Here is a 25,223-nt window from a genome sequence, read left to right on the forward strand (position 1 = left end):
GAGTGTTACTTCTTCTTCCCCATGCGCTTCATCGCTTCGCCGAAGTCGAGGTTGTCCAGGTCCATGCCGTCCATCCCCGGAGGAAGCTGCTCCTGCAGCTTCTTCAGCTCCTTCATGTCCGGCATGCCGCCGCCCATACCTGGCATCCCGGGCATACCCGGCATCCCTGGCATCCCGCCGCCACCACGGCGCTTCGGCGGCTTACGCTTGCCGTTCTTGCCCTTGCGGCCCTTCGGCTTCTTCTTTGTTGCCGAGCGGCCACCCGGCATCCCCGGCATACCGGGCATGCCACCGCCCATGCCGAACTGGCCGGCCATCTTGCCCATCATCTTCTTCGCCTCAAAGAAGCGCTCCACCAGCTGGTTCACGTCGGAGACCTCGACACCGGAGCCTTTGGCAATACGCTTGCGTCGCGAAGCATTCAGGATCTTCGGGTCCTCGCGCTCCGCCGGCGTCATGCCGCGGATGATGGCCTGGATACGGTCGAGCTGCTTCTCGTCCACCATGTCGGCCATCTGGTTCATCTGCTTGCCGCCCGGCATCATCTTCAGCAGGTTGCCAATCGGCCCCATGCGCCGGATCATGAGCAGCTGGTTGAGGAAGTCCTCGAGTGTGAGCTCGCCGGAAGCCAACTTGGTCGCCGCTTCCTCGGCGTCTTGCTCGTTATAGGTCTGCTCGGCCTGCTCGATCAGCGAGAGCAGGTCACCCATGCCGAGGATCCGGCTGGACATGCGGTCCGGGTGGAAGACGTCAAAGTCGTCGAGCTTTTCGCCTGTCGACGCGAACAGGATCGGCTTGCCGGTCACCTCGCGGATCGAGAGCGCGGCACCGCCACGCGCGTCGCCGTCCAGCTTGGTCAGGACCACGCCGGTGAAATCAACGCCGTCGGCGAAGGCCTGCGCGGTGCTCACCGCGTCCTGGCCGATCATCGCGTCGATGACGAAGAGGACTTCGTCCGGGTTCACGGCGTCGCGAATGTTGCGCGCCTGCGTCATCAAGGTCTCGTCGATACCCAGGCGACCCGCGGTATCGATGATGACTACGTCGTGCTTGGTCTGCTTCGCGTGCTCGATACCCTGCTGCGCCACCGCGACCGGGTCGCCATGGGAGGAGCCCATCTCGTGCTCGTAGGAGTCGATGGACGTACCCGGGTCCGGTGCGAAGGTCTGCACGCCGGCGCGCTCGCCGACGATCTGCAGCTGCTGAACTGCGCCGGGGCGCTGCAGATCACACGCCACCAGCATTGGGGTGTGCCCCTGCTTCGAGAGGTGGTTGGCCAGCTTACCGGCGAGGGTGGTCTTGCCCGCACCCTGAAGGCCTGCGAGCATGATGACGGTCGGCGGGTTCTTCGCCAGGTTCAGGCGACGGGTCTCTCCGCCCAGGATCGAGGTGAGCTCCTCATCAACGATCTTGACAACCTGCTGCGCGGGGTTGAGCGCCTCGGACACGTCCGCACCGAGCGCGCGCTCCTTCACCCGCTTGATAAAGGCCTTGACGACGGTCAGGGAGACGTCCGCCTCGAGCAGGGCGAGGCGAATCTCACGCGTGGTCGCCTTAATGTCGTCCTCGGTGAGCTTGCCTTTTCCGCGCAAGCCACCGAGGGCATCTTGGAGGCGGTCGGACAGTGACTCGAACACGTCAGTACTCCTGTTCGCTTCGTCGATAAGCGTGCTAAAAGCGCTTGCTAAAAATGAACTCGTTCTAGCCTAGTGCCTGGGCGCGAAAGCCCAGAACTCAGCCGGTCTAGCCCAGCAGCGCGTCGACGAAGCTTTCCACCTCAAACGGCGCGAGGTCGTCCGCGCCCTCGCCCAGGCCGACGAGCTTGACGGGCACGCCGAGCTCCTCCTGGACCTGGAAGACGATGCCGCCCTTCGCCGTGCCGTCGAGCTTGGTCAAGACGACGCCGGTGATGTCGACGACCTCGCGGAACACGCGCGCCTGCGCGATACCGTTTTGGCCAACAGTGGCATCGAGCACGAGCAGCACCTCGTCGACGTTGCTCTTCTTCTCCACCACACGCTTGACCTTGCCCAGCTGGTCCATAAGGTCGGTGGAGGTGTGCAGGCGTCCGGCGGTGTCAATGAGCACCACGTCCGCGCCCTCCTGCACGCCGGTCGCGACCGCGTCGAAGGCGACGGACGCCGGGTCCGCGCCCTCCTTGCCGCGCACGGTGGAGGCACCGACGCGGCGGCCCCAGGTCTCGAGCTGGTCGGCTGCGGCGGCGCGGAACGTATCGGCGGCGCCCAGGACCACGGAGTGGCCCATGGACACGAGCACGCGCGCGAGTTTGCCGGTGGTGGTGGTCTTGCCGGTGCCGTTCACGCCCGCAACGAGGATGACGGCGGGCTTGCCCTCGTTCGGCATCGCCTTGATGGAGCGGTCCATGTCCGGACGCGCGGCCTCGATGAGCGTCTCGCGCAGCATCGCGCGGGCCTCGGCCTCCGTGGACACGCCACGCTCCGCGATCTTTTCGCGCAGGTTCTCGGTGACCTTCATGGTCAGGTTCGCGCCGAGGTCCGCCATGATCAGCGTGTCCTCGATCTCCTCCCATGCGTCCTCGTCCAGGTCGCCGGCGGTGAGAATTCCCAGCAGACCCTGGCCGATCGCGTTCTGCGAACGCGACAGGCGCCCGCGCAGCTTGCCAATGCGCCCGGTCGCCGGCTCGATCTCGTCGATGTCTTCAGTGGGCTCGTCATGCTTCTCGACGACCACCTCATCACTCGGCTCCGCGCCCTCCTCACGGGCAGCGTCAGCGCTCTCGGCGGTCACAGCAGCGGCTTCGGCTGCCTCGGTGGCTTCGGTTTCTTGCTCGGTTGGCTCGGCGGGCTCGGTCGGCGCGACGTCCTCCGGGGCCACGACGGCCTCGGAGGCCTCCGGCTCGTCAGTATTCAGCATGACCGTCTCGTCGGTGTCGCTGGGGTCGCTGGGGTCGCTGGGATTGCTGGTGTCGCGGTCGGCGGCTTCCACCGGCGCCTCATTCTGTGCGGGCTCCTCCACCGGCTCCGCAACCGGCTCCGCAACCGGCTCCTCCACCGGCTCCGCGACAGGCTCCGGGGTGGGAGCCGCTGCAGCCTTCGGCTCTTCCTTGGCTTCTGGGGCCGCTGGCTCGTCGCGAAGCACTGGCTCCTTGACCGGCTCCTTCGCGGGCGCGTCGGGGGCGGCGGCGGGCGCAAAATTAAAACCACCCTTGGCCTGGTAATTGCCGGATTTCTCCTGCTGGGTGAGCTCCTTCGGCTCCTCCGTCTTTTCAAAGGAGACAGTCTTTTCTTCTTTCCTGCGGCGCCCGACCACGACGATGCCCACGATGATGAGGACAACGACGATGAGCGCGACGATGATCCACAGCAGTGGCGAGTTCATTGCAAGTTCCATATCCATGGCACCCATAGTGCCAGGCGCGGCGGAGCTAGTCAGCCGCAGGCTGCATACGCTGCGACAGGACGCGCGTCACGCCGTCGCCGCGCATAGTCACGCCGTAGAGCACGTTCGCCACATCCATGGTCGGCTTCTGGTGCGTGATCACGATCAGTTGCGAGTCCTCCCGCAGCTCCTTGAGCAGGGCGATGAGGCGGCGGAGGTTGACGTCATCAAGCGCTGCCTCGACCTCATCCAGCACGTAGAACGGGCTGGGGCGGGCGCGGAAGATGGCCACCAGGAACGCGAGCGCGGTGAGCGACTTCTCGCCGCCAGAGAGCAAGGACAAGCGCTTGACCTTCTTGCCCGGCGGGCGCGCCTCGATCTCGATTCCGGTGGCGAGCATGTCGTCAGGCTCGGTGAGCACGAGCCGCGCCTCGCCGCCCGGGAACAAGGTGTGGAAGACGCGCGGGAACTCGTCCTCGACATCTTTCCACGCATCGGTAAACAGGCGCAGGATCTGCGCGTCGACGTCATTGATCACGCCGGTGAGATCTTCGCGCGCCTGAATCACGTCATCCAGCTGCGTGGACAGGAACGAGTAACGCTCCTCGAGCGCCTTGAACTCCTCGAGTGCCAGCGGGTTCACCTTGCCCAGCGCGCGCAGATCCTTCTCGGCCTGCTTTAGCCGCGCCTGTTCGGCGGCCTCATCGAAATCCTCTCCCGGAGTGTAATCGCGCAGGAGGTCCGGGATGGCAACGCCGAGGGACTCGGTAATCTTCTTCTCGGCTTCGTCGATACGCACCTGCGCCTGCGACTGCGCAATCTCGGAATTGTGCGCGCTGTCGGTGAGCCGCTTGAGCTGCTGCCGGGCCGCCGAGACCTGGCTGCGGGCCTGCTGCAGTCGCGCCTGCAGCTTGACGACGCTCCCCTGCCACCGGTCGCGCTCCTCCGCCGCACGGGACAACGCGTCCTGGATCCGGGCGATCAGGTCGCGGCCCTGCTCGGAGACGGTGCGGACGAGCTCCGCCTGCGCGCGACGCTTCTGCATCGCCGCGTCGTGGCGTGCCTTCGCCTGCTTCTCGTGCTCCGCCTGCCGGCGCAGGGCGTCGCCGCGCCCCGCGCGCTGCTCCGCCTCGGCCTGCGCGGAACGGGAGGCGAGCGTGGCCTCCATCTCCATCGCCTTGACCTGGTTCAGTTCCTGCTGCGCCGCGTCGCGCTGGGCGGACGACGGTTCCTCGCTGGGCGTGTCTTCATCGTTGACGCGGGCGAGCCGGTCGCGGGTCTGCGCCAAGTCCTCGCGGCGGGCGGCGAGCCGGGCCTCTGCCTCCGTGGCGCGCTGCGCAGCACGCTCATGTTCGTGTTTGTTCGCCTGCCACTGCTTTTCCAGCCGCTCGTGGTCACGCTGCTGGCGCTCGGACTCCGCGTCGTATTCGCGCAGTGCCGCCTTCGCGCTCGCGGCGGTCACGCGCGCGTCCTCCGCGGCCAGCTTCGCGCCCTCCAACGTGCCCGAGAGCTCCTCGAGTTGAGCCTGGGCCACGTCGAGTTCCTCGCGGGCGCGTTCGATCTGGGCACTCACTTCCACCGAGGTGGTGGCACCTGTGCCGGCGGCGACCCAACCCTCGCCGACAACGACGCCGTCGCGCGTGACGGCGCGAAGCCGGGGGTCGTCGTCCACCAGCTGGCGGGCGGTGGGGAGGTCGTCGGTGAGTGCGACGTCGACAAGCAAACGCGTTACCGGCCCCAGCACCGACGCGTCGATGCGCAGATGGTCAAGCAGCCAGTCCACCGGGGATTCCGCGTCGAGGCGCCACGCGCTGCCTCCGCTGCGGTCGATCACCACGGTGCGGGCCGCATCCGCGAGGAGCTCGACCGTTTCCGCGGTAACGTCGCCGGCCAATGCCTCCGCGTACTGGCCGAGCGCGGCGGACAGCGCCCGGTCCACGCCCGGTTCCGCGGTAACCATCCCCGCGAGCGGGGCCGCCTCGCTGATGACCTCCGCGGCCGGCTGCTTCGGCGCCTGCTCCTGCAGCGTGGAGATGCGCGATTCCAGGGTGAACACGGCCCGCTCGCGCTCGCGCTGCTGGGCGCGCAGTTGCTCGAGGCGCTTGTCGGCGGCGTCGGACTCCGTGTAGGCGCGCACATGGGCCTCGTCCAGCGGGGCGCGCTGCGTATCCACGTTCGCTACCTGCTCGGCGGCCTCGCGAGCCTCCTTTTCCGCCGCGCGGGCGCGGGTGCGCGTCTCCTCGAGCAGCTCGGTCAGGCGCGCCACGTCCTCCTCGGCCGCGGTGATCGCGCTCTGCTGCGATTCCTCCTGCGCGAGCAGCCGCACCACACCTTCGCGCCGGTCCGCGATCGCGCGCACCTGCGCCATGTGCTCGCGTTCGGCGGCGTCGAACGCTTCCTGCTTCTCCGCGACCTCCTCGCGCAGCGTCTCGAGCCTCTCGGCGGCCTCCTCCGCAGCTTCGAGCGCCTCCGCGTAGTCCTCGTCGGCGAATGCTGCGCGGCGCAGCAGGTCCTCCGGGTCTTGGCCCGCGTAGGGCACCTGCGCGCCCGCGTTCTGTGCGCGCTCAGTGGCGATGCGGACTGTCGCATTAGCACGCTCCGCCAGGGTGGACAGCGTGAACCACACCTGCTGAGCCTGCTCCGCCTGCGGCTGCGCCTCCTCCTGCTCGAACTCGATCTCCGCCTGAGTCTGCTCCGCTTCTTCCAGTGCGGCGGTCGCGGTCTCGACCTGCTCGGCGAGGAGTTCGGCGGCGCGGGTGGCGTCGAGAAGCGTGCTGCGCAGCGTCACCACCTGGTGGCCAGCGAGCGACATGCGGGCCTCGCGCAACGTGGACTGCACGGTGGCGGCACGCTTCGCGGCCTCGGCCTGGCGGGCCAGTGGCTTGAGCTGTTTGCCCAGCTCCTCTGTCAGATCGGTGAGGCGGTCGAGGTTCGCCTGCATGCCGGTGAGCTTACGCTGCGCCTTCTCCTTGCGGCGCCGGTGCTTGAGCACACCCGCCGCTTCCTCGATATAGGCGCGGCGCTCCTCGGGGCGCGACTCCAGGATTTCGGAGAGCTTGCCCTGGCCGACGATGATGTGCATCTCGCGGCCGATACCTGAATCCGACAGCAGCTCCTGGATGTCCATCAGCCGGGCCTTGGACCCGTTGATCTCGTACTCGGACGCACCGTCGCGGAACATGCGGCGCGTAATCGCCACCTCGGTGTACTCGATGGGCAGGTGCTTGTCCGAGTTATCAAAGGTGAGGGTGACTTCCGCGCGGCCGAGCGGCTTGCGGTCACCGGCGCCGGCGAAGATCACGTCCTGCATCTTCCCGCCGCGCAGGTTCTTCGCGCCTTGCTCCCCCATCACCCACGCGAGCGCGTCCACGACGTTCGACTTGCCGGAGCCGTTCGGCCCCACCACGGCGCAAATCCCGGGCTCGAATTTCATCGTGGTCGCTGAAGCGAAGGACTTGAATCCTTTGAGCGTCAGCGATTTCAGGTGCATTGGCGTCAGTGTACCTGCCCAGGCCGCAGCCCGTCCTTAGCGCTCCTCAAAGCCGGAAAGCCCCTTCGGCTCGCCATACTGCACGCCGACAAACTCCACGCGCCCCGGGCGCTTCGCCGTCGACGATTCCTCGTTCAGCAGCGCAAAAAGCTTGTCGACGCTCCCTCGCTCCCCCTCCGCAACAACCTCGACACGCTCGTCGGCGAGGTTCTTCGCGTACCCGCGCAGCCCCAGCTCCAGGGCACGGGACCGGGTCCACCAACGAAAACCCACACCCTGGACGTGTCCATGGACGTGGGCTGTCATTCTCACAAGCTGTTCAGTCATGCCACCACATTAGCCGCGGCTACTGCTCCGGATGATCCGCCACCTTCAGGTCCTCCGCGCTGCGGCGGGTGACGGGGTCGGAGCCATCCCAGTACTCCACGCTCTTCAGCTCCGGGAGCATGTCGCGGTGGAAGACCGGGTCGACACCCTTGGCGCGCTGCTCGTTGTAGTTCTTCAGCAGCTTGAAGGCCACCCCACCGAGCGGGACGATAGCGATGATGTTGATGATTGCCATGGTGCCCGCCATGGTGTCGCCCAGCGCCCACACGAGCGGCAGCGAGCCGAAGGCGCCGAAGATGACAAAGCCGATCACACCGAGGCGGAACAGCAGCATGACGAGCTTCGAGTCAGTGAGGTACTCCACGTTGGCCTGCGCCAAATAGTAATTGCCAATCACGGAGGAGAAGGCGAGGAAGAACAGGATGAAGGTGACGGCGTGGGTGCCCCACGCGCCGACGCTGTCCGCCAGCGCGGACTGGGTCAGCGACGCGCCCTGGATGTCATCGTTGCCGTAGGAAACAGCTGGGCCGAGCAGCACGATGAAGGCGGTGATGGTGCAGACCACGAGGGTGTCAAAGTACACGCCGAGCGTTTGCACCAGGCCCTGCTTGACCGGGTGCGACACGGTCGCGGTCGCCGCCGCGTTCGGCGCGGAGCCCTGGCCGGCCTCGTTGGAGAACAAACCGCGGCGCATGCCCTGGGCGAACGCGACGCCCAGCCCGGCGCCGGCGACCTGCTTGAGGCCGAGGGCGTGTCCGACGATGAGGGCGAACATCCCGGGCACCTCGGTGATGTTCATGATGATCACGAGCAGGCCGATCAGGATGTACGCGATGGCCATGAACGGCACGATGATCTGCGTCACGCTCGCGATGCGGGTCACGCCGCCGAAGATGATCATCGCCGTCAGCGCCGCAACCGCCGCGGCGACGATGCACTTCATGGCGACGGAGTCGGTGTTGAACGAGCCGCCGACTGCCTCCACGATTGAGTTGGTCTGAATGGCGTTGTACACAAAACCGTAGGTCAGCGACAGCGCGACGGCGAAGATGACGGCCAGCGGCTTCCAGTTCAGCCCGCGCGTCATGTAGTAGGCCGGGCCGCCGTGGTAGTTCCCGTCCTCGTCCTTGGTCTTCCACAGCTGCGCGAGCGTGGACTCGACGAACGCGGTAGCGCCGCCGACCAGGGCGATGATCCACATCCAGAACACGGCGCCCGGCCCGCCGACGGAGATGGCCAGCGCAACGCCGGCGATGTTGCCGGTGCCCACGCGGGACGCTGCGGAGATAGTGAAGGCCTTGAACGCGGAGATGCCACCGTATTCCTCATCAAGGTCGCGGCCCTCGCGGTCCTTGCCCTTTGGTGTCTCGGTGACCGCCTTGAGCATTTCAGGCAGGAGTCGGATCTGCACAAAGATGGTGCGGAGGCCGAAGTAGATACCGGCTGCCAGGAGCAGCCAAGGAACGACGTTCCAGATGATGCCATTGAGCGAGTCGTTCACAAACGACGTTGCGGATTCCATGGCGGGAATCTTAATGGGTGATATGAGGAAACTCGCAACGACGATGTACGCTTCCCCACATTCGTGGGCGGGCAGTTAGCCGCGTTGGCACTGGGGGCAGTAGAAGCTGGAGCGCCCGCCCACCACCATCCGTTCGATGGGGGTCCCGCAACGGGCGCACGGTGCGCCCGCTTGCCCGTATGCGTTTAACGAGCGCGAGAAGTACCCCGAGGCGCCGTTGACGTTGACGTAGAGGGAATCGAAACTGGTGCCGCCCTGCTCGAGGGCGCGTGCCATCACGTCCCGCGCGTGGTCCAACAGCGCGATGGTGTCGCGTTGGCACAGCGAGCGGGCGCTTTTCGACGGCCTCACGCCCGCCGCCCACATCGCCTCATCGGCATAAATCGACCCGATCCCGCTCACCACCTCTTGGTTGAGCAACACCGTCTTAATCGCCGAGCGTTTCGTGCGAATCAGGCGCGCCGTTGCGACCGCGTCAAAGTCGTCCTCGAACGGGTCCGGGGCAATGTGCGCGACTGGTTCGGGCACATCGCCGGAAAACGGGGCGTACTGCCACAGCCCGAAGGTGCGCTGGTCCACGAAGTCCAGCTCGAGCGGCTCCCCTGCCACTGCGCTATCGCGGCCGGAACCGCCAAGCAGGGCCCGAATGCGCAGGTGCGGGCTGTCAACGCTGCCCGGAGCGCCGACGAGCATCTGCCCGCTCATGCGGAGGTGGATGACAAGGGCGTCGGCGCAATCCAGCGTGAGCCACATGAACTTGCCGCGCCGCCCGGTGCCGGTAATGGTTGTTCCGGGCAGGACAGCTGCGAGGTCGTGGGTGTTCCCGCGGACCGCGCGGGGGTGCAGCACCTCGACCGCGGTGAACGTGCGGCCGACCACGTGGCGATCGAGCCCGCGGCGGACCACCTCCACCTCTGGCAGTTCGGGCACTTAGTGCTCCTTGGCGGTGCCCGCCACGGCCTCGGGGTGGTCGCGGAGGAACCGGACCGCGTTGCGCGCCGCTTCTTGCTCCGCCAGCTTCTTGCTCGGGCCGACACCGCGGCCACGGGACTCCTCGCCGACGAAGACGTCGGAAGTAAAGGTCTTGTCGTGGTCGGGGCCCACCGAGGTGGCGCGGTACTCCGCCAACGGGGCCTTCAGCTCTGCGAGGCGCTCCTGCAGTTCGGTCTTCCAGTCCTTGTGCTTGCCGGAGACGGTGGCGTGCTGCAGCTTGTCGTCGAACAACCGGAGCACGACGTCCCGTGCCGCGGTGAAGCCGTGCTGCCGGTAGATCGCGCCAAACAGGGCCTCGGTCGTATCGGCCAAGATCGAGTCCTTCTTCCGGCCGCCCGTGGCCTCTTCGCCTTTGCCCAACAGGATGTGCGGGCCCAGGTCAATCTCGCGGGCGATGTCCGCCAGCCCGTAGCGCGACACGATGGCCGCACGCATCGGAGACAGATCGGACTCCGGCCGTGACGGATAGAGCTCGAACAGTTTCGTGGCCACCGACAGCCCCAGCACGGCGTCGCCGAGGAACTCAAGGCGCTCGTTGTTTGGGAGGTGACCGTGCTCGTTGGCAAAGGAGCGGTGCGTCAGGGCGAGGCGCAGGTAATCGTCGTCAAGCTGCACGCCGATGCGCTCGAGCAGCGGCGAGTGGTCCACTGCGGCGAAGGCTTGCGCAAGGGCTTCCTCGCCGGAGAGTTTGTGTTTGCGGGAACGGCTCACAGGAACTTCTCCAAACCGGCCCAACGCGGGTCGACCAGGTTGTTTTCCTCCCCTGACACGCCGTCCGGGTCGGGGACCTCGGTGTCGCCGTCGCACTCTGGCTCGCAAACCGGGTTGAACGGCAGGGTCAGGCCCGCCTCGTCCACAAACGCCTGCTCAAGGTCAACCGTTTCGTCCTCAATCCGGCGGATCTCATCGCCCGAGCCCTGGTCCTCCTCGGCCTCAGCATCGCCGACGATGAAGCCGTTGTCGCCTTCAAACACCTGCGAGATCTGCAGTGTCTTCGTGGGCGTCAGCGTCTTCAAGCAGCGGACGCACTCGCCCTTGAACTGAGCGGTCAGGCTGGCGTCCACGAGCACGCCCGAGCCGAGCGGGGTGATGGTCGCATCCACGTCCACTTCCTGGCCCTCCGGGAGGGCAATCATCTCCGGCCCCACCCTCGACGGGCTCGGGCCGGACAGGTGGACGGTGACTGGCATTCCGTCGCCATGGAGTGCGTCGGCGACATCAACAATGAAAGGATTCTTAGCCATAACAGCCAGTATCCTACTCACGGTTTCCGCGGTCAGCTCGCTGGCTCCGGCCGCTGCGCGGGTAGCCGCGAGGCTCGTAATGGTCCGTCCTTACGTCTCCCCTGCTGTCACCGCGGTCGCGCGACGTACCGGCTGCACCGGCGCCACGGCGCAGCGCGGAACGGTCCGAGGACACAGTGCGCAGGACGGAGGACAACGACTCCTCGAACTCCGCCAGCTTGGAATCCACGTAGTCGTCGCACTCGCCGCGCAGTCGGGACGACTCGGAGTGCGCCTGTTCGACCAAGCGGTGCGCCTCCTCGTCGGCGCGGCGCATGACCTCGGACTCGGAGATGAGGTGCTCCTGCTGCGCAAGGCCCTCGTCGATGGAGCGCTGATACTGCTGCTTCCCGTCCTCCACGAGGCGCTCGGCCTCGGTGTGGGCGCTATCGAGCGCGTAGTCCGCTTCCTCCTGGGCGCGCGAAGTGATGCTCTCCGCGTCCTGCTCGGCGCGGGCGACCAGCGAGGTGGCCTGCGCCTGCGCGTCGCTCAACATGGATTCGGACTGGGACTGTGCGTCCCCGAGGATGTGGTCTGCCTCCGCCTTCGCGTCTCCCACGAGCTGGTCCGCGCGGTTTTCGGCACCAATAAGGATCTCGTCCTGCTTATCCAGGACGTCCTGCGCATCATCGATCTCCTTGGGGAGGGACTCCCGGATGTCGTCGAGAAGCGTGAGCATCTCGTTGCGCGGAACCATGCAGTTGGCGGTCATTGGCACGCCGTATGCACCCTCAACAGTCTTGACAAGCTCGTCCAGTGCTTCAAATACGCGATACATAGCTCAATAGCCTACTGGAATCCGCCCCGCGCGAAGCGAAGGCGGAACCAGTGTCCAACAACAACTACAACAACTGAGGCGGTTAGATGACGCCCTGCGCCAGCATCGCGTCTGCGACCTTCTTAAAGCCCGCGATGTTCGCACCGATGACGTAGTCGCCAGCATGGTCGTACTCCTCCGCGGTGTTCGCCGTGACGTTGAAGATGCCGGACATGATCTGGTGCAGGCGGCCGTCGGTGTAGTCGAAGGTCCAGGAGTCACGCGACGCGTTCTGCTGCATCTCCAGTGCCGAGGTCGCCACGCCACCGGCGTTGGCGGCCTTGCCCGGGCCGAAAGAGATCTTCTTTGCGCGGAAGACCTCCACTGCCTCTGCGGTGGACGGCATGTTTGCGCCCTCCGCCACGTACTTCACGCCGTTGGAGATGAGCTTCTTCGCGTGCTCACCGTCCAGCTCGTTCTGGGTCGCGCACGGCAGGGCAACATCCGCCTTGAGGTCCCAGATGGAGCCGTCCTCGTGGTAGGTCGCGCCCTCCGTCTCCTTTGCGTAGTCACTGATGCGTGCGCGGCGAACCTCCTTGACGTCACGCAGCAGCTCAACGTCGACGCCGTTCGGGGTCTCGACCCAGCCGGAGGAGTCGGACATGCCGACGACCGTGGCGCCGAGCTCCTGTGCCTTCTGCGCTGCATAGATGGCCACGTTGCCGGAACCGGAGACGATGACCTTCGCGCCGTCGAGGGACTCGCCCTTTGCCTTCATCATCTCCTGCGTGAAGTACACGCAGCCGTAACCGGTTGCCTCGGTGCGGACGAGGGAGCCGCCCCAGGTCAGACCCTTCCCTGTCAGGACACCAGACTCGTGCTGGTTTGCCAGGCGGCGGTATTGGCCGAAGAGGAATCCGATCTCGCGGCCGCCCACGCCAATGTCGCCGGCGGGGACGTCGCGGTACTCGCCGATGTGGCGCCACAGCTCAGTCATAAAGGACTGGCAGAAGCGCATGACCTCGCCCTCGGACTTGCCCTTCGGGTCAAAGTCGGAACCGCCCTTGCCGCCGCCGATGGGAAGGCCGGTCAGAGAGTTCTTGAAGATCTGCTCGAAGCCAAGGAACTTGATGATGCCCAGGTTCACGGACGGGTGGAAGCGCAGGCCGCCCTTGTAGGGGCCAAGCGCCGAGTTGAACTGGACGCGGAAGCCGCGGTTGACGCGGATCTCGTTATTGTCATCCATCCAGGGGACGCGGAAGATGATCTGGCGCTCCGGCTCGCACAGACGCTCAATAAGCCCGTAGTCCGCGTAGTGCGGGTCCTTGCCCAGGACGATCTTCAGGGAGTCGAGCACTTCGGCGACGGCCTGGTGGAATTCCGGCTCACCGGCGTTACGCTGGAGCAGCTTGTCGTAGTAGCCAGCGACCTCTTGTTCGATCGAGCTCATGAGCTTTCCTTTCAATACCTGTTAGGCAGTAGGTTTCAGGATCGCGGTTCAGCCTACAGTAGGTTTCGGTCTCGCGATAGAAAACTGCCGAATTTTCATTCTTGGCAGCCAGCTACAATGCCCTCAACATCCCAGCACGCACGGAAAAAGGGGAAATTATGAGCTTGATCACAAATGACGTCGACGGTGTTGAAGCGCCCTCCGCGCGCATCGTTATTGCACCAGACTCGTTCAAGGGCACCGCCACTGCGGAACAAGCCGCACAGTGGCTCGGCGAGGGCGTCCGCAGCGTCATCCGCGACGCCGACATCACCCTCGCACCCATGGCCGATGGCGGCGAGGGCACCTCCTCCATTTTTGCTGGTGAGCGCATCACTCTCCCCACCACGGACGCCGCCGGGCGTCTCACCGAGGCGACCTACACCTACGACGCGGCCACCGAGACCGCCTACATCGACGTCGCCGCAGCCTCCGGCCTCCCCGCCGTCGCTGACCACCCGGTACCGCTCACCGGCGACACCTATGGCACCGGCGTGCTCATCGCGGATGCGGAAACGCGCGGCGCGAAGCGTATCGTCCTGGGCCTTGGCGGCACCGCCACGATCGACGGCGGCACCGGCATCCTCGTCGCGCTCGGCGCGAACCCCATCGACCAGGCCGGCTACCAGCTCAAACCGGGCGGTGGCTCCCTCACACAGCTCGCCGACCTGGACACCGCCAAAGTCAATGTCCCCGCCGGCGCGCTCGAGTGGCTGTTGCTTACCGACGTCACCTCGCCGGCCACCGGCCCCTCCGGTGCAGCCGCAGTGTTCGGCCCGCAGAAGGGCGCGTCTGCCGAGGACGTCGAGCTCCTCGACGCGGGCCTGACCCGTCTGTGCGAGGTGGCTGGGATCGACCCCGCCACGCCGGGGATGGGCGCCGCGGGCGGCCTGGGCATCGGCATCACGTGGCTCTCCACGCTGCTGCACGGCGACGCCAGCCACGTCCACATCACGCCCGGCGCGCGAGCCGTCGCCGACGCGAACGGCGTAGCGGACCTGATCGGAGCTGCCTCCCTTGTGATCACCGGAGAGGGCCGCTTCGACTCGCAGACCGCGAGCGGCAAGGTCGTCGGCGCGATCTGTGAGATGGCTCGCGAGGCAGGAGCAGGCTCCCCCACCGTCGCAGTGGCGGCGGGAAGCTTTGAGGGCGAGCCCGACGGGGGCGTGCTGGCTGTGCAGCTGGAGGATATTGCCGATACCCGCGAGCAGCTCGTCCGCGCGGGCGCGCAGATCGCGGTCGCGTACCTCAACGACGGCGCTACTGGCGCCGAGTAGCCGAGGCATCAGCGAGGGGGCGGCGAAGGGTCAGCGCAGGATCGTGACCATCCACGGGAAGAGCGCGGGCACCTCGAAGCGGTCCTGCTGCTCAAGCGCGACCGGGTCGCGCGGCAGGTCCGCCTTCGGGGTAAGGATGCGCGAGAGGCCCATGGCCAGGCGGTTGTAGCTGTCCACGCCCTCGGCGCTGATGAGGTACCGGTGCACCTCGGCCCCGTCGGCGGCGGGGTCGGTGCCGCGCTCTTCTTCGTAGGCGCGCGTGAAAACGTCGAGCACGGGGGCGTCGAGAAGCACTGGGCCCTGGGCCTCGAGCGATGCGGCGCTGAGCTTGCCACGACGAACGAGAATGTCCAGCGCACGCTGGAACGCATCGCCGATTTCGCCAGCGTGGGCGGACGGGACAAAGACATCGAACTGGATGTGAGGCATGCGATAAGCCTAACCAAGGGGTTACGCTGGGTCGCATGAGCTTTCCGCTGCCCTCGCATCGCGACGCACTGTCCACCATGGCCGACGGGACGATCAAGCAGGTCAACCCGTTTTCCGGTACCCAAGTGTGGACCGTGCCGGGGCGCGGGAACCGGCCGCTGTCCACACCCGCGGCCGACCCGAAGCCGGTCTCCGGGGACGACTTCACCCACGCGTGCAACTTCTGCGAGGCGAAGCAACTGGCCACGCCACCGGAGAAGTCGCGGATGGTGCGCGACGGCGAGGAGTGGCGCATCCTGCGTAACCAAATGCCGCACGAGCTGGAGCAAACACGTGCCGAATTCAGGCGCGTACCCAACCTCTTCGAAATCGTCTCCTACCAGTACTGGAAGGAGAACTACGGCTACGAGATCACCGAGGCCCAGCGCTCGCGTATGGATGGCTACCTGGCAGACCACGAGGGCCGCGAGCACATCTACAACATTGTCCGCACGCGGCTGAAGGCCTCCGGGCACCAGGGCGAGCCGGACGAGGCGACCCTCATGGAGTACGTGCCCGCATATTTTGCGGGCGGGCATGACGTGATCATCGGGCGCAGGCACTACGTTGACGGCGCGGAGAATGACTCACAGCTCGCTGGCTCGGGCACGCTCACGCCGGAGGAACACTTCGGCTTCATCACCTTCACCATCGACGCGCTCGCGGACCTGCTCGACCAGAACCGCTACGCGCCCTACGTGGTGGTGTTTCAAAACTGGCTTGCCCCCGCGGGCGCGTCGTTCAATCACCTGCACAAGCAGCTGGTGGCTATCGACGAGCGCGGGGTCCAAGCCGAGCTGGAGATCAGCAAGTTGCGCCAGAACGTGAACATGTACAACGAGTGGGGCGCGAACTACGCCAGCTACCACAACCTCGTCATCGCGGAGAACGAGCACGCCATTGTGCTCGTCGGCATCGGGCACCGCTACCCCACCGTGAGCGTCTACTCCAAGTCCCCGACCTGCGAGCCGTGGAAGCAGACCCCGGACGAGGTCCGTGGCATGTCCAACCTGCTGCACGCCGTCCACGCAGCGACGGGACCGGAGGTGTCGACGAACGAGGAGTGGCACTACAAGCCGGTGGACCTGGACCTGCCTATGCCGTGGCGGATCAACATCAAGTGGCGTATCTCCACGCTCGCGGGGTTCGAGGGCGGTACGAAGATCTACGTCAACACGCTCTCCCCGTTTGATATTCGCGACCGTGTGGTGACCAACATGTACCGGCTGCGCGAGGAAGGCGCGATCGACCCGGGCATCCGGATTGCGACGGAGTGCGCACCGGCGCGCAACGCGCTGCGCTACAACCCCGCGGTTGGGTGAACGCGGGGCGCACGCGATCGCTCGAGCGCCGCGCAAGGTGGTAAACAGGTAAATACACCCAAACCATCGAGCGTGTGGGTTGACCACACGGAGGAGCAACCTTGAGCGACACGAGCAATATCGCGTCCATAATTGAATCCTACGAGATCGATCCGGCCTGGCAGCGCAGGCTCTACGAGCTGCTGCACGCCAACCCGGAACTCTCGCTGCAGGAGGAGGAAACGCACCAACGCCTCCTGTTGGAACTGAGCTTCCTTGACTGCGAGGTCATCGCGCCGATTGGCAAGTACGGCATCTGCGCTATCTTCCGCAACGGCGAGGGCAGCACGGTCTTGCACCGTGCGGACTTCGACGGCCTGCCCGTGACCGAGCAGACCGGCGTCCCCTACGCGTCGCACAAGCGCGTCACCACGAAGGACGGCGAAGTAGTAGGGACCATGCACGCCTGCGGCCACGACATTCATACCGCCGCACTGATGGGCATGTGCCACTTCCTGGACAACACGCGCGACAAGTGGTCGGGCACGTTTATCGCCCTGTTCCAGCCTGGTGAGGAGATCGGCGCAGGCGCAGAAGCGATGGTGGACGATGGATTGGTGGACCGTATCCCCTTCCCCGAAGTCTGCTTCGGCCAGCACGTCATGCCCGGGCGCGCGGGGCAGGTCATGTCCAAGTCCGGCCCCCAGTTTGCTGCCTGCGACTCCATCCGCATCCGCATCCCCGGCCGCAGCGCGCACGGCTCGATGCCGCACAACTCCATCGACCCCACATACACTGCCGCGATGATCATCTCCCGCATGCAGGCACTGGTGGGCCGCGAGGTGGATCCGAACGACTTCGCCGTGGTCACCGTGGCCAGCATGCACGCGGGAACGACCAACAACATTATCCCGGGCCACGCGGAACTGGTGTTGAACTGCCGCTTCTACAGCGAGCGCACCAAGGCCCGCATCTACGCCTCGATCGAGCGCGTCGTCCACGCCGAGGTGCTCGCCTCCGGCTCCACCGAGGCGCCCACGATCGAGTACTTCGCGCACGGCGAGCTGATGAGCAACGACGCGGTGGTGTACAACAAGGTCCGCGCCACGTTTAATGATGTCTTTGGCACCGATTCCGTCAACGCCGCGCGCAAGACCGTTTCCGAGGACTTCCCGGTGCTGCCGCAGGCCTTCGGCGTGCCGTACTTCTTCTGGCTCATCGGCTGCACCCCGCGCGAGCAGTGGGACAAGGCCGTCGCGGCGGACCGCGTGGAACAGGACGTACCTGTCAACCACATGGCCACGTTCCTCCCCGAATACGAGCCAACGATCAAGGCAGCAACCAACGCCGGTTTGGCCGCGGTGCTGACCTATTTGGCCACTGACGCGCCCGCGAAGAGCCGGTAGGCTCGGGCAACGGAAACTCATTTTGCAAAAGTTCTGGAAGGCAAAGCATGAACAACCCCGCACACGCCCCGTCGCTCGAGACCGCGCTCGGCGGCCACGTCCGCGCGTTCTCCGGTAGCACGCCGGAAAACGCCACGAACAAGAAGTTCTGGACCGGCTTGTCCTCCGCCGTGATGGAGCAGCTGGCGGACAACTGGGATGCCACCCGCTCCAAGTACGCCGCGGGCCGCCAGGCCGCGTACTTTTCCGCCGAGTTCCTGCAGGGCCGCGCACTGCTCAACAACCTGACCAACCTGGGTCTGGTCGACGAGGCACAGCGCGTGGCGCGTGAGAACGGTCACGAGCTGTCGGACGTGCTCGAGGCCGAGCACGACGCGGCACTGGGCAACGGCGGCCTTGGCCGCCTCGCCGCCTGCTTCCTCGACTCTGCAGTCACCCAGGACTACCCGCTAACCGGCTACGGCCTGCTCTACCGCTACGGTCTGTTCCGCCAGGAGTTCGTCGACGGGTTCCAGAAGGAGCACCCGGACGCCTGGAAGGAGTCCTTCTACCCGTTCATCGTGCGACGCGGCTCGGAGCAGCGCATCATCAAGTTTGATGACATGCACGTGCGCGCCATCCCGTTCGACATGCCGATCACCGGATACGGCACCGACAATGTGGGCACCTTGCGTCTGTGGGACGCGTCGCCGATGCACGAGTTCGACTACGACGCCTTCAACCACCAGCGCTTCACCGACGCGATCATGGAGCGCGAAGCGGTCCACGACATCACCCGCGTGCTCTACCCCAACGACTCCAGCTACGCGGGCAAGGTGCTGCGCGTGCGTCAGCAGTACTTCTTCGTCTCCGCGTCCCTGCAGGAGCTGGTAGACAACTACGTCGAGCACCACGGCGAGGACCTCAGCGAGTTCCACAAGTACAACTCCATCCAGCTCAATGACACCCACCCGGTCCTAGGCATCCCCGAGCTGATGCGCTTGCTTATGGACGAGCACGGCATGGGCTGGGAGGACGCCTGGGAGGTCACCTCCAACACCTTCGCCTACACCAACCACACCGTGCTGCAGGAAGCGCTGGAGACCTGGGAAGAGTCCATCTTCAAGCAGCTGTTCTGGCGCATCTGGGAAATCGTGCAGGAGATTGACCGTCGCTACCGCATCGACATGGAACAGCGCGGCATCGGCCCGGAGGAAGCGCACCACTACTCCCCCGTGCACGACGGTTCCATCCACATGGCGTGGATCGCCTGCTACGCGTCGTATTCCGTCAACGGCGTGGCCGCGCTGCACACCGAGATTCTCAAGCGTGACACGCTCGCCTACTGGTACGGCATGAACCCGGAGCGGTTCAACAACAAGACCAACGGTGTGACCCCGCGCCGCTGGCTGCGCATGTGCAACCCGCGCCTGTCCGCGCTGCTGGACCGCCTTGCAGGCAGCGACGCCTGGGTGACCGACCTGTCCAAGCTGCAGGAACTGAGCCGCTACGCCGACGACCCGGCCGTGCTCAAGGAGCTGCGCGAGATCAAGGTCGACAACAAGCGCGACTTCGCCGAGTGGATCGCGGAGCGCCAAGGCGCCGAGATCGACCCGGACTCCGTCTTTGATACCCAGATCAAGCGCCTCCACGAGTACAAGCGCCAGCTGATGAACGCGCTGTACATCCTGGACCTGTACTTCCGCATCACGCAGGACGGCGAGCGTGACATCCCGAAGCGCACCTTCGTCTTCGGCGCCAAGGCAGCTCCGGGCTACACCATGGCCAAGGGCATTATCAAGCTCATCAACACCATTGCCGAGCTGGTGAACAATGACCCGGAGGCCTCGAAGTACATCACGGTCGTGTTCGTGGAGAACTACAACGTCTCCCCCGCCGAGCACATCATCCCGGCGACCGACGTGTCCGAGCAGATTTCCACGGCCGGCAAGGAGGCCTCGGGCACCTCGAACATGAAGTTCATGATGAATGGCGCGCTGACCCTGGGCACCATGGACGGCGCCAACGTGGAGATTGCCGAGGCAGTGGGCGAGGAGAACGCCTACATCTTCGGCGCCCGCGAGGAGCAGCTTCCCGAGCTGAAGCGCAACTACGACCCGAAGCAGGTCGCTGCCGACACCCCGGGGTTGATGCGCGTGCTCGATGCGCTTGTCGACGGCACCCTGGACGACAACGGCAGCGGAGCCTTCCACGACATTCGCACCTCCCTGCTCGACGGCTTCGGCTTCGACGACCCGGACGTCTACTACACGCTCGGCGACTTCGCGGACTACCGCGACACCCGCGACCGCATGGCCGCCGAGTACTACGCAGACCCGGATCACTGGGCGAAGATGTGCTGGATCAACATCTGCGCGTCCGGCCGCTTCTCCTCCGACCGCACCATCCGCGACTACGCGGAGGAAGTCTGGAAGATCGAGCCGCGCCCGGTCAACGCGGAGCACAACGCGTCCACCGCAAACTAGGAGGCGCACACCCCAGCGGTAAGATCATCCGCACCATGATCTTGCTGCTGGACAACCGCGATTCCTACACCTACAACCTCGCCCACCTCGTGGCGAAGGTGACCGGCAGCGAACCCCTGGTGGTCCGCTGCGACGCCCCAGAGGCACCGGAACTCCCCGCGCGCATCCGCGCCGGGGAGTTCTCCCATATCATCATCTCCCCCGGCCCCGGCACCCCGGAGAGCGACGAGGATTTCGGGGCCTCCCGGCGCGCCATCGAGGCCGCAGCGGAGGCCAAACTTCCGCTGCTCGGGGTGTGCCTCGGACACCAGGGACTCGGGCTTTTCGCCGGTGCGCCGATCCACCGCGCCGCACCTCAGCACGGCATGCTGTCCACCCTCACCCATTCCGGCGAGGGCATCTTCGCGGGCCTCCCGCAGGGCATGCACGTGGTGCGCTACCACTCGCTGTGCGTCGTTGATCCCGCAGCCAGCAACCCGCGTTTGGAAGTCCACGCCCGCGCTGAGGACGGCACGGTCCAAGCGCTCAAGGTCGCGGGCCTGAACCACTGGGGTGTGCAATTCCACCCCGAATCGATCCTCACCGAGCACGGCGAGGCGCTCATGCGTAACTTCCTTGGCCTGCCCGGTCCGTGGCGCGTGGCGCGCACACGGCTCGAGGGCGCGCTCGACACCGAGGCGCTCTTCCGCGCGCTGCGCTCCACCCTGCCTGCGACGGAGGTGTTTTGGCTCGACTCCGCTACCGGCGACGGCACCACCATCATGGGCACTTCCGCCGGGAGTCTCGCTGCGGTGTTTGGCGGTGCGGGGAGCGTCGATAAGCTTTCTGCCCAGCTGCAACGCGGGGCAGTCGGGCCGATCCCTGGCGGGCTCGTGGGCTACTGCGCCTACGCGCGCACACCCGGCGCGGGCTGGTGGCTGCGCCCGCACGCGTTTGTGGTCTACCACCACGATGGCGCCGTGGTGGAGTGCTGCGTGCTCGTCGACGAGCACGAGACACCCGAGACCGAACGCTTGATGCAGCAGCTTATCCACGCCGTCCGCACCACCCAGGCGACCCCCACCCCGCGACCGCACGAGGCGGGACCGATCGAACTCGGGACCGGGGCGTGGCGGATGGACAAAGACACGTACCTCGGGCGCATCGCGGACATCAAGGAGGCGCTCGCACGCGGCGATTCCTACGAGGTCTGCCTCACCGACACGTGGGAAACCACAATCACCGGGAGCGGTCTCGACGCGTACTGCCGGCTACGCCGCGCCAACCCCGCGCCGTACGCTGCGTACCTGGACACGGGCACGGAGGAGATCCTCTGTTCCTCGCCCGAGCGGTTCCTCCGCCTCCGCGGGGGCATCGTGTCCTCCAAGCCGATCAAAGGCACGATCGCACGCGAGGAAGACCCGGCGTTCCTGCGACAGGACGCGAAGACGCGGGCGGAAAACCTCATGATCGTGGACCTGCTGCGCAACGACCTGTCCCGGGTGTGCGAGCCCGGGTCGGTCGAGGTACCCAGTCTGATGGCCGTGGAGACGTACGCGACGGTCCACCAGTTGGTCTCTACGGTGACGGGGCGGCTGCGCCCCGGAGTCACCGCGGCGGAGCTATTGCGGGCCACGTTCCCCGGGGGCTCGATGACGGGCGCGCCGAAGGAGCGCACCCTAGAGATCATCGAAAGCCTGGAGGCCGGCGAGCGCGGCATCTATTCCGGCACGATCGGGTACTTTGCGTTCGACGGGACGGCGGACCTGAACATTGTGATCCGCACCGCGGTCAAACGTGGCGAGCAGCTCACTGTGGGCGCCGGAGGGGCAATCGTCTGGGATTCTGATCCCGTGGCAGAGTGGGATGAAAAGCAGTTGAAGGCCGATGCAGTAGTGGAGGCGTTGCAGTGTCCGAAAAGTTCGCGGAGTTCCCGTTAACGGAATACGTCTGGGAGGACGGTTTCCGCCCTCGCCGCTGGCAACCCGGCTCCTACGTGGACAGGTACACCGTCGCTGATTCGTGGCGCCATTCTCGTGGCCGTACGAACCGCCTTGACCTCCACCTCGACCGATTCGAGGAGACCGCGGGACCGCTCCCGGAAGGGTTCGTGGAGGAGATGGTCGCCATGGCCTCCGAGGGCGAGCTGTTCCCCCGCATCGCGTTGTACAAGGGTGAACTCATTTTGCAGCTCCGGTTCGCGCCGCTGCCCCGCGACACCACGAGTCTCACCTACGCAGACGCGCCGGACCCGCGGAAGCACCCGCTAGTGAAGGGTCCCGACTTCATCCCACTTCGCTTGCACCGGCGCGAGTACATGGATACACAAACCGATGACATCGCCATCACCGACAGCTCCGACGCGATGGTTGAAGCATCAAACGGCGCGCTCGTCGCGTGGGACGGTGACACGCTTGTCACCCCAGAGGGTATCTACCTCCCCAGCATCACGCTGCGGCAGGTGACGGAGCGCGCCCGCTGGTTGGGCGTTCCCGTGCGGAAGGAGGCGCTCACCGTGGAGTCGTGCTGCGACCGCCCGCTGTGGTACCTCAATTCACTCCACGGGATTAGCCCGGTGAGCGAGATCCGGACAGCGCAGGGCACGATCATCCCGCCCGCGCACTCGGCGACTGAGCAATGGCGGGAGTGGTGGTGGTCCGGCTTTACGCCCGCGACCGCAGTGCTTCACCGGTAGGCGTATCCAGGCCTGCGAGCTTAGCGGGCGTTGCATCCGCGACGATCTGGCCGCCCTCGGCACCTGCGCCCGGCCCCATCTCCACGATGCGGTCCGCCTGGGCCATCATCGACAGATCGTGCTCGACCACCACGACGGTCTGCCCGGCATCAACCAGCTTGTGCAGCTCCGCGTTGAGCAGTGCGATGTCGGCCGGGTGCAGGCCGGTGGTCGGCTCGTCCAGAATGTAGACGGTGTGGCCGCGGCGCGAATTGCGGGAGCGCTGCAGCTCGGTGGCGAGCTTAATGCGCTGGGCCTCGCCGCCGGAGAGCTCGGGCGCGCCCTGCCCCAGCCGCAAGTATCCAAGGCCGACGGCCTGGAGCGTTTCCACCGCGCGCAGGATCTTCGGCTCGTCGGCGAAGACCGTGGCGGCGTCGTCGACAGTCAGCTCCAGCACCTCGGCGATTGTGCGACCCTCCCACTGGACCTCAAGCGTCTCGTCGTTGTAGCGGGCACCGCCGCAGTCCGGGCAGGTGGTGTACGAACCCGGCAGGAACACGAGCTCCACCTCGATCTTGCCCGCGCCGCCGCAGGTCGGGCACTGGCCTTGCTTCACGTTGTAGGAGAAGCGGGAGACGGTCCACTTGCGGCGCTTCGCCTCGTCAGTGGAGGCGAAGAGCTTGCGCACGTTGTCAAAGAGACCGGTGTAGGTGGCCAGCGTGGAGCGCGGTGTGCGCCCGATCGGCTTCTGCGTAATTTGCACGACGCGGCTGACGCGCTCGAGGCCTTCCGCATGGTCGACGGACCACCCACGCTCCTCGGCAGGGCTGTCCTCGTCGGTCACCATCGTCGCGTTGCGGCGCAGCAGCCCCGCGAGCACGGTGCTGATCAGCGTGGATTTGCCGGATCCGGAGACGCCAGCCACCGCGGTGAACTGGCCAAGGTGCAAGGTGAAGTCCAACGCGTCGATGCTGCGGGCGCGAACACCGGAGAGCACGAGGTCGCCGGCAGGCTCGGTCGGCTCCACCTTCAGCTCAAGTGTCCTATTGCGCAGGGCGCGCGCGGTGGGGGTGTCAGCGTCGTAGTCCGCAACCGGGCCAGAGTAGACCACGTCGCCGCCGCGCTGTCCGGCGAGCGGGCCGACGTCTACAAGCCAATCGGCCTGCGCAACCAGGTCCATGTCGTGCTCGACCAGGAGGACGGAGTTGCCGGCGTCGATGAAGCGACGGCAGATGTCCAACACCGCTCCCCGCTCGGCCGGGTGGAGGCCGGCGGACGGCTCGTCGAGCACGTACGCCACGCCGAACAGGCCGGAGCGCAGTTGCGCCGCCAGGCGGATACGCTGCAGCTCGCCGCCGGAAAGCGTCTGCGCCGGTCGGTCCAAGCTGAGGTGCCCCAGCCCGAGCTCCAGGGCGGAGGTCAGCGAGGGCAGAATCTGCTTGAGCAGGAGCGCCTCTGCGGAGCTGGGGTCCTCCGGGTGCTGCTGCGCCAACAGCTCGTGGGCGCGGTCGAGCGGGAGGGCGCCGAGCTCGTCGATAGGCAACCCTGCGTAGGTGACCTCGAGGGCGCGCTGGTTCAGTCGGCGGCCGTTGCAGGTTTCGCACGTCCGCGACTCCATGAAGGACAGGGTGCGCTTGCGCAGCGAGTCGGACTGCGTCTCCGCGAGCGTCTTGCGCAGGTAGCTCGCCACCGAGCGCCAGGTGCCCTCGTAATTGCGCTGGATCTGGTCCTTACCGCGCAGGGGCTTGACGGTGACCACCGGGCGCTCGTCGGTAAACAGGATCCACTCGCGGTCCTCCTGCGGCAGGTCCTCCCACGGTGAGTCCAGGTCGTAGCCGAGTGCCTGGAGAATGTCATGGAAGTTCTTGCCTGCCCACGCGCCGGGCCACGCCTTGATCGCGCCGTCCTCAATGGACAGCGACGGGTCGGGGACCATCGTTGCCTCCGTCGGCTCGTGGACCACGCCCGTGCCGTGACAGGTGGGGCACATGCCCTCCGGCGTATTCGGGGAGAAAGAGTCGGAGTACAGGCCGTGCGGGTTGTCGCCCGCGCGGGAGTACAGGAGGCGGATGCTGTTGGACAGCGCGGAGATCGTGCCCACGGTCGAGCGCGTGCCGCCGGAGGTGGTGGACTGCTGCAGTGCGACGGTGGGCGGCAGGCCCTCGACCTGGCTCACTTGGGGGTCCACGGCGGAGCCGATGAGGCGGCGCGCGAAGGGTGCGACTGACTCGAGGTAGCGGCGCTGGCCCTCGCCGTGGATGGTGCCGAATGCGAGTGAGGACTTGCCCGACCCGGACACGCCCGTGACCGCCACGAGCTTTCCCCGGGGCATGTCGACGTCGACATTGTTGAGGTTGTGCAGGTGGGCGTCGCGGACAGAGATACTAGACATGCTGCCACCATACGTGCCCCCCGGAAACGCGACATCGCCC

Annotated in this window: 18 protein-coding genes; 6 read left to right on the plus strand and 12 right to left on the minus strand. The window is 66.2% G+C overall.

Going from position 1 to position 25,223, the window contains the following annotated elements; translation table 11 throughout:
* Positions 1–5 precede the first annotated feature (5 nt).
* The 10 genes from ffh to gdhA all read right to left on the minus strand — a co-directional run bounded on the left by ffh (position 6) and on the right by gdhA (position 13,182).
* Positions 6–1,637, minus strand: a complete 1,632-nt coding sequence (gene ffh, locus FPH17_RS01770; protein WP_095277497.1) for a signal recognition particle protein — start codon at positions 1,635–1,637, stop codon at positions 6–8.
* Between the two features lie 106 nt (positions 1,638–1,743).
* Positions 1,744–3,378, minus strand: a complete 1,635-nt coding sequence (gene ftsY, locus FPH17_RS01775) for a signal recognition particle-docking protein FtsY (RefSeq protein WP_414437232.1) — start codon at positions 3,376–3,378, stop codon at positions 1,744–1,746.
* A gap of 28 nt (positions 3,379–3,406) precedes the next feature.
* Positions 3,407–6,850 carry a chromosome segregation protein SMC gene (gene smc / locus FPH17_RS01780; protein ID WP_154878445.1) on the minus strand — a complete coding sequence of 1,148 codons (3,444 nt, stop codon included), beginning with the start codon at positions 6,848–6,850 and terminating at the stop codon, positions 3,407–3,409.
* A 36-nt stretch (positions 6,851–6,886) separates the two neighbouring features.
* On the minus strand, positions 6,887–7,177 hold the full coding sequence (locus FPH17_RS01785) for an acylphosphatase (protein WP_154878446.1): 291 nt from the start codon (positions 7,175–7,177) through the stop codon (positions 6,887–6,889).
* A gap of 19 nt (positions 7,178–7,196) precedes the next feature.
* Entirely contained in the window at positions 7,197–8,699 is a 1,503-nt protein-coding gene (locus FPH17_RS01790; protein WP_154878447.1) for an alanine/glycine:cation symporter family protein, read from the minus strand.
* A gap of 75 nt (positions 8,700–8,774) precedes the next feature.
* Positions 8,775–9,629 (minus strand): bifunctional DNA-formamidopyrimidine glycosylase/DNA-(apurinic or apyrimidinic site) lyase, encoded by an 855-nt coding sequence (mutM, locus tag FPH17_RS01795; RefSeq protein ID WP_154878448.1) that lies wholly within the window; start codon positions 9,627–9,629, stop codon positions 8,775–8,777.
* A complete protein-coding gene (gene rnc / locus FPH17_RS01800; RefSeq protein ID WP_095277509.1) occupies positions 9,630–10,403 on the minus strand; it encodes a ribonuclease III in 774 nt (257 codons plus the stop codon). It lies immediately after the preceding gene.
* A complete protein-coding gene (locus tag FPH17_RS01805) occupies positions 10,400–10,936 on the minus strand; it encodes a YceD family protein (protein WP_154878449.1) in 537 nt (178 codons plus the stop codon). The genes rnc and FPH17_RS01805 overlap by 4 nt, the downstream gene beginning before the upstream one ends.
* Before the next feature lie 13 nt (positions 10,937–10,949).
* The gene (locus FPH17_RS01810; RefSeq protein ID WP_095534830.1) at positions 10,950–11,753 is read right to left on the minus strand and encodes a DivIVA domain-containing protein; all 804 of its coding nucleotides are present in this window, start codon (positions 11,751–11,753) and stop codon (positions 10,950–10,952) included.
* 82 nt (positions 11,754–11,835) lie between these two features.
* On the minus strand, positions 11,836–13,182 hold the full coding sequence (gene gdhA, locus FPH17_RS01815) for an NADP-specific glutamate dehydrogenase (protein WP_122086121.1): 1,347 nt from the start codon (positions 13,180–13,182) through the stop codon (positions 11,836–11,838).
* A gap of 158 nt (positions 13,183–13,340) precedes the next feature.
* Between gdhA and FPH17_RS01820 the strand changes: the two genes are divergently transcribed.
* Positions 13,341–14,498: a glycerate kinase family protein gene (locus tag FPH17_RS01820; RefSeq protein ID WP_154878450.1), complete on the plus strand. Its 1,158-nt coding sequence runs from the start codon at positions 13,341–13,343 to the stop codon at positions 14,496–14,498.
* Positions 14,499–14,528: 30 nt separating this feature from the next.
* Here FPH17_RS01820 and FPH17_RS01825 read toward each other — a convergent pair whose 3' ends face one another.
* Positions 14,529–14,927 (minus strand): hypothetical protein, encoded by a 399-nt coding sequence (locus FPH17_RS01825; protein WP_154878451.1) that lies wholly within the window; start codon positions 14,925–14,927, stop codon positions 14,529–14,531.
* 35 nt (positions 14,928–14,962) lie between these two features.
* Here FPH17_RS01825 and FPH17_RS01830 point away from each other — a divergent pair, with 35 nt between their 5' ends.
* From FPH17_RS01830 to FPH17_RS01850, 5 genes are all read left to right on the plus strand, one after another.
* Positions 14,963–16,288, plus strand: a complete 1,326-nt coding sequence (locus tag FPH17_RS01830; RefSeq protein WP_203085494.1) for a DUF4921 family protein — start codon at positions 14,963–14,965, stop codon at positions 16,286–16,288.
* 101 nt (positions 16,289–16,389) lie between these two features.
* Positions 16,390–17,673 (plus strand): amidohydrolase, encoded by a 1,284-nt coding sequence (locus tag FPH17_RS01835; protein ID WP_095553949.1) that lies wholly within the window; start codon positions 16,390–16,392, stop codon positions 17,671–17,673.
* Between the two features lie 47 nt (positions 17,674–17,720).
* Complete coding sequence (locus FPH17_RS01840) at positions 17,721–20,138, plus strand: glycogen/starch/alpha-glucan phosphorylase (protein WP_154878452.1); 2,418 nt, start codon at positions 17,721–17,723, stop codon at positions 20,136–20,138.
* 35 nt (positions 20,139–20,173) lie between these two features.
* Positions 20,174–22,057, plus strand: coding sequence for an aminodeoxychorismate synthase component I (gene pabB / locus FPH17_RS01845; protein ID WP_154878453.1), 1,884 nt, complete (start codon positions 20,174–20,176; stop codon positions 22,055–22,057).
* On the plus strand, positions 22,027–22,812 hold the full coding sequence (locus FPH17_RS01850; protein WP_154878454.1) for an aminotransferase class IV: 786 nt from the start codon (positions 22,027–22,029) through the stop codon (positions 22,810–22,812). Before pabB ends, FPH17_RS01850 begins: the two co-directional genes overlap by 31 nt.
* Here the strand turns inward: FPH17_RS01850 and FPH17_RS01855 are convergent.
* Positions 22,781–25,183, minus strand: coding sequence for an ATP-binding cassette domain-containing protein (locus FPH17_RS01855; RefSeq protein WP_154878455.1), 2,403 nt, complete (start codon positions 25,181–25,183; stop codon positions 22,781–22,783). The genes FPH17_RS01850 and FPH17_RS01855 overlap by 32 nt on opposite strands.
* Positions 25,184–25,223 lie beyond the last annotated feature (40 nt).

The sequence above is a fragment of the Corynebacterium gottingense genome, from assembly GCF_007559235.1.
In the GTDB taxonomy this organism is placed as follows: Bacteria; Actinomycetota; Actinomycetes; order Mycobacteriales; family Mycobacteriaceae; genus Corynebacterium; species Corynebacterium gottingense.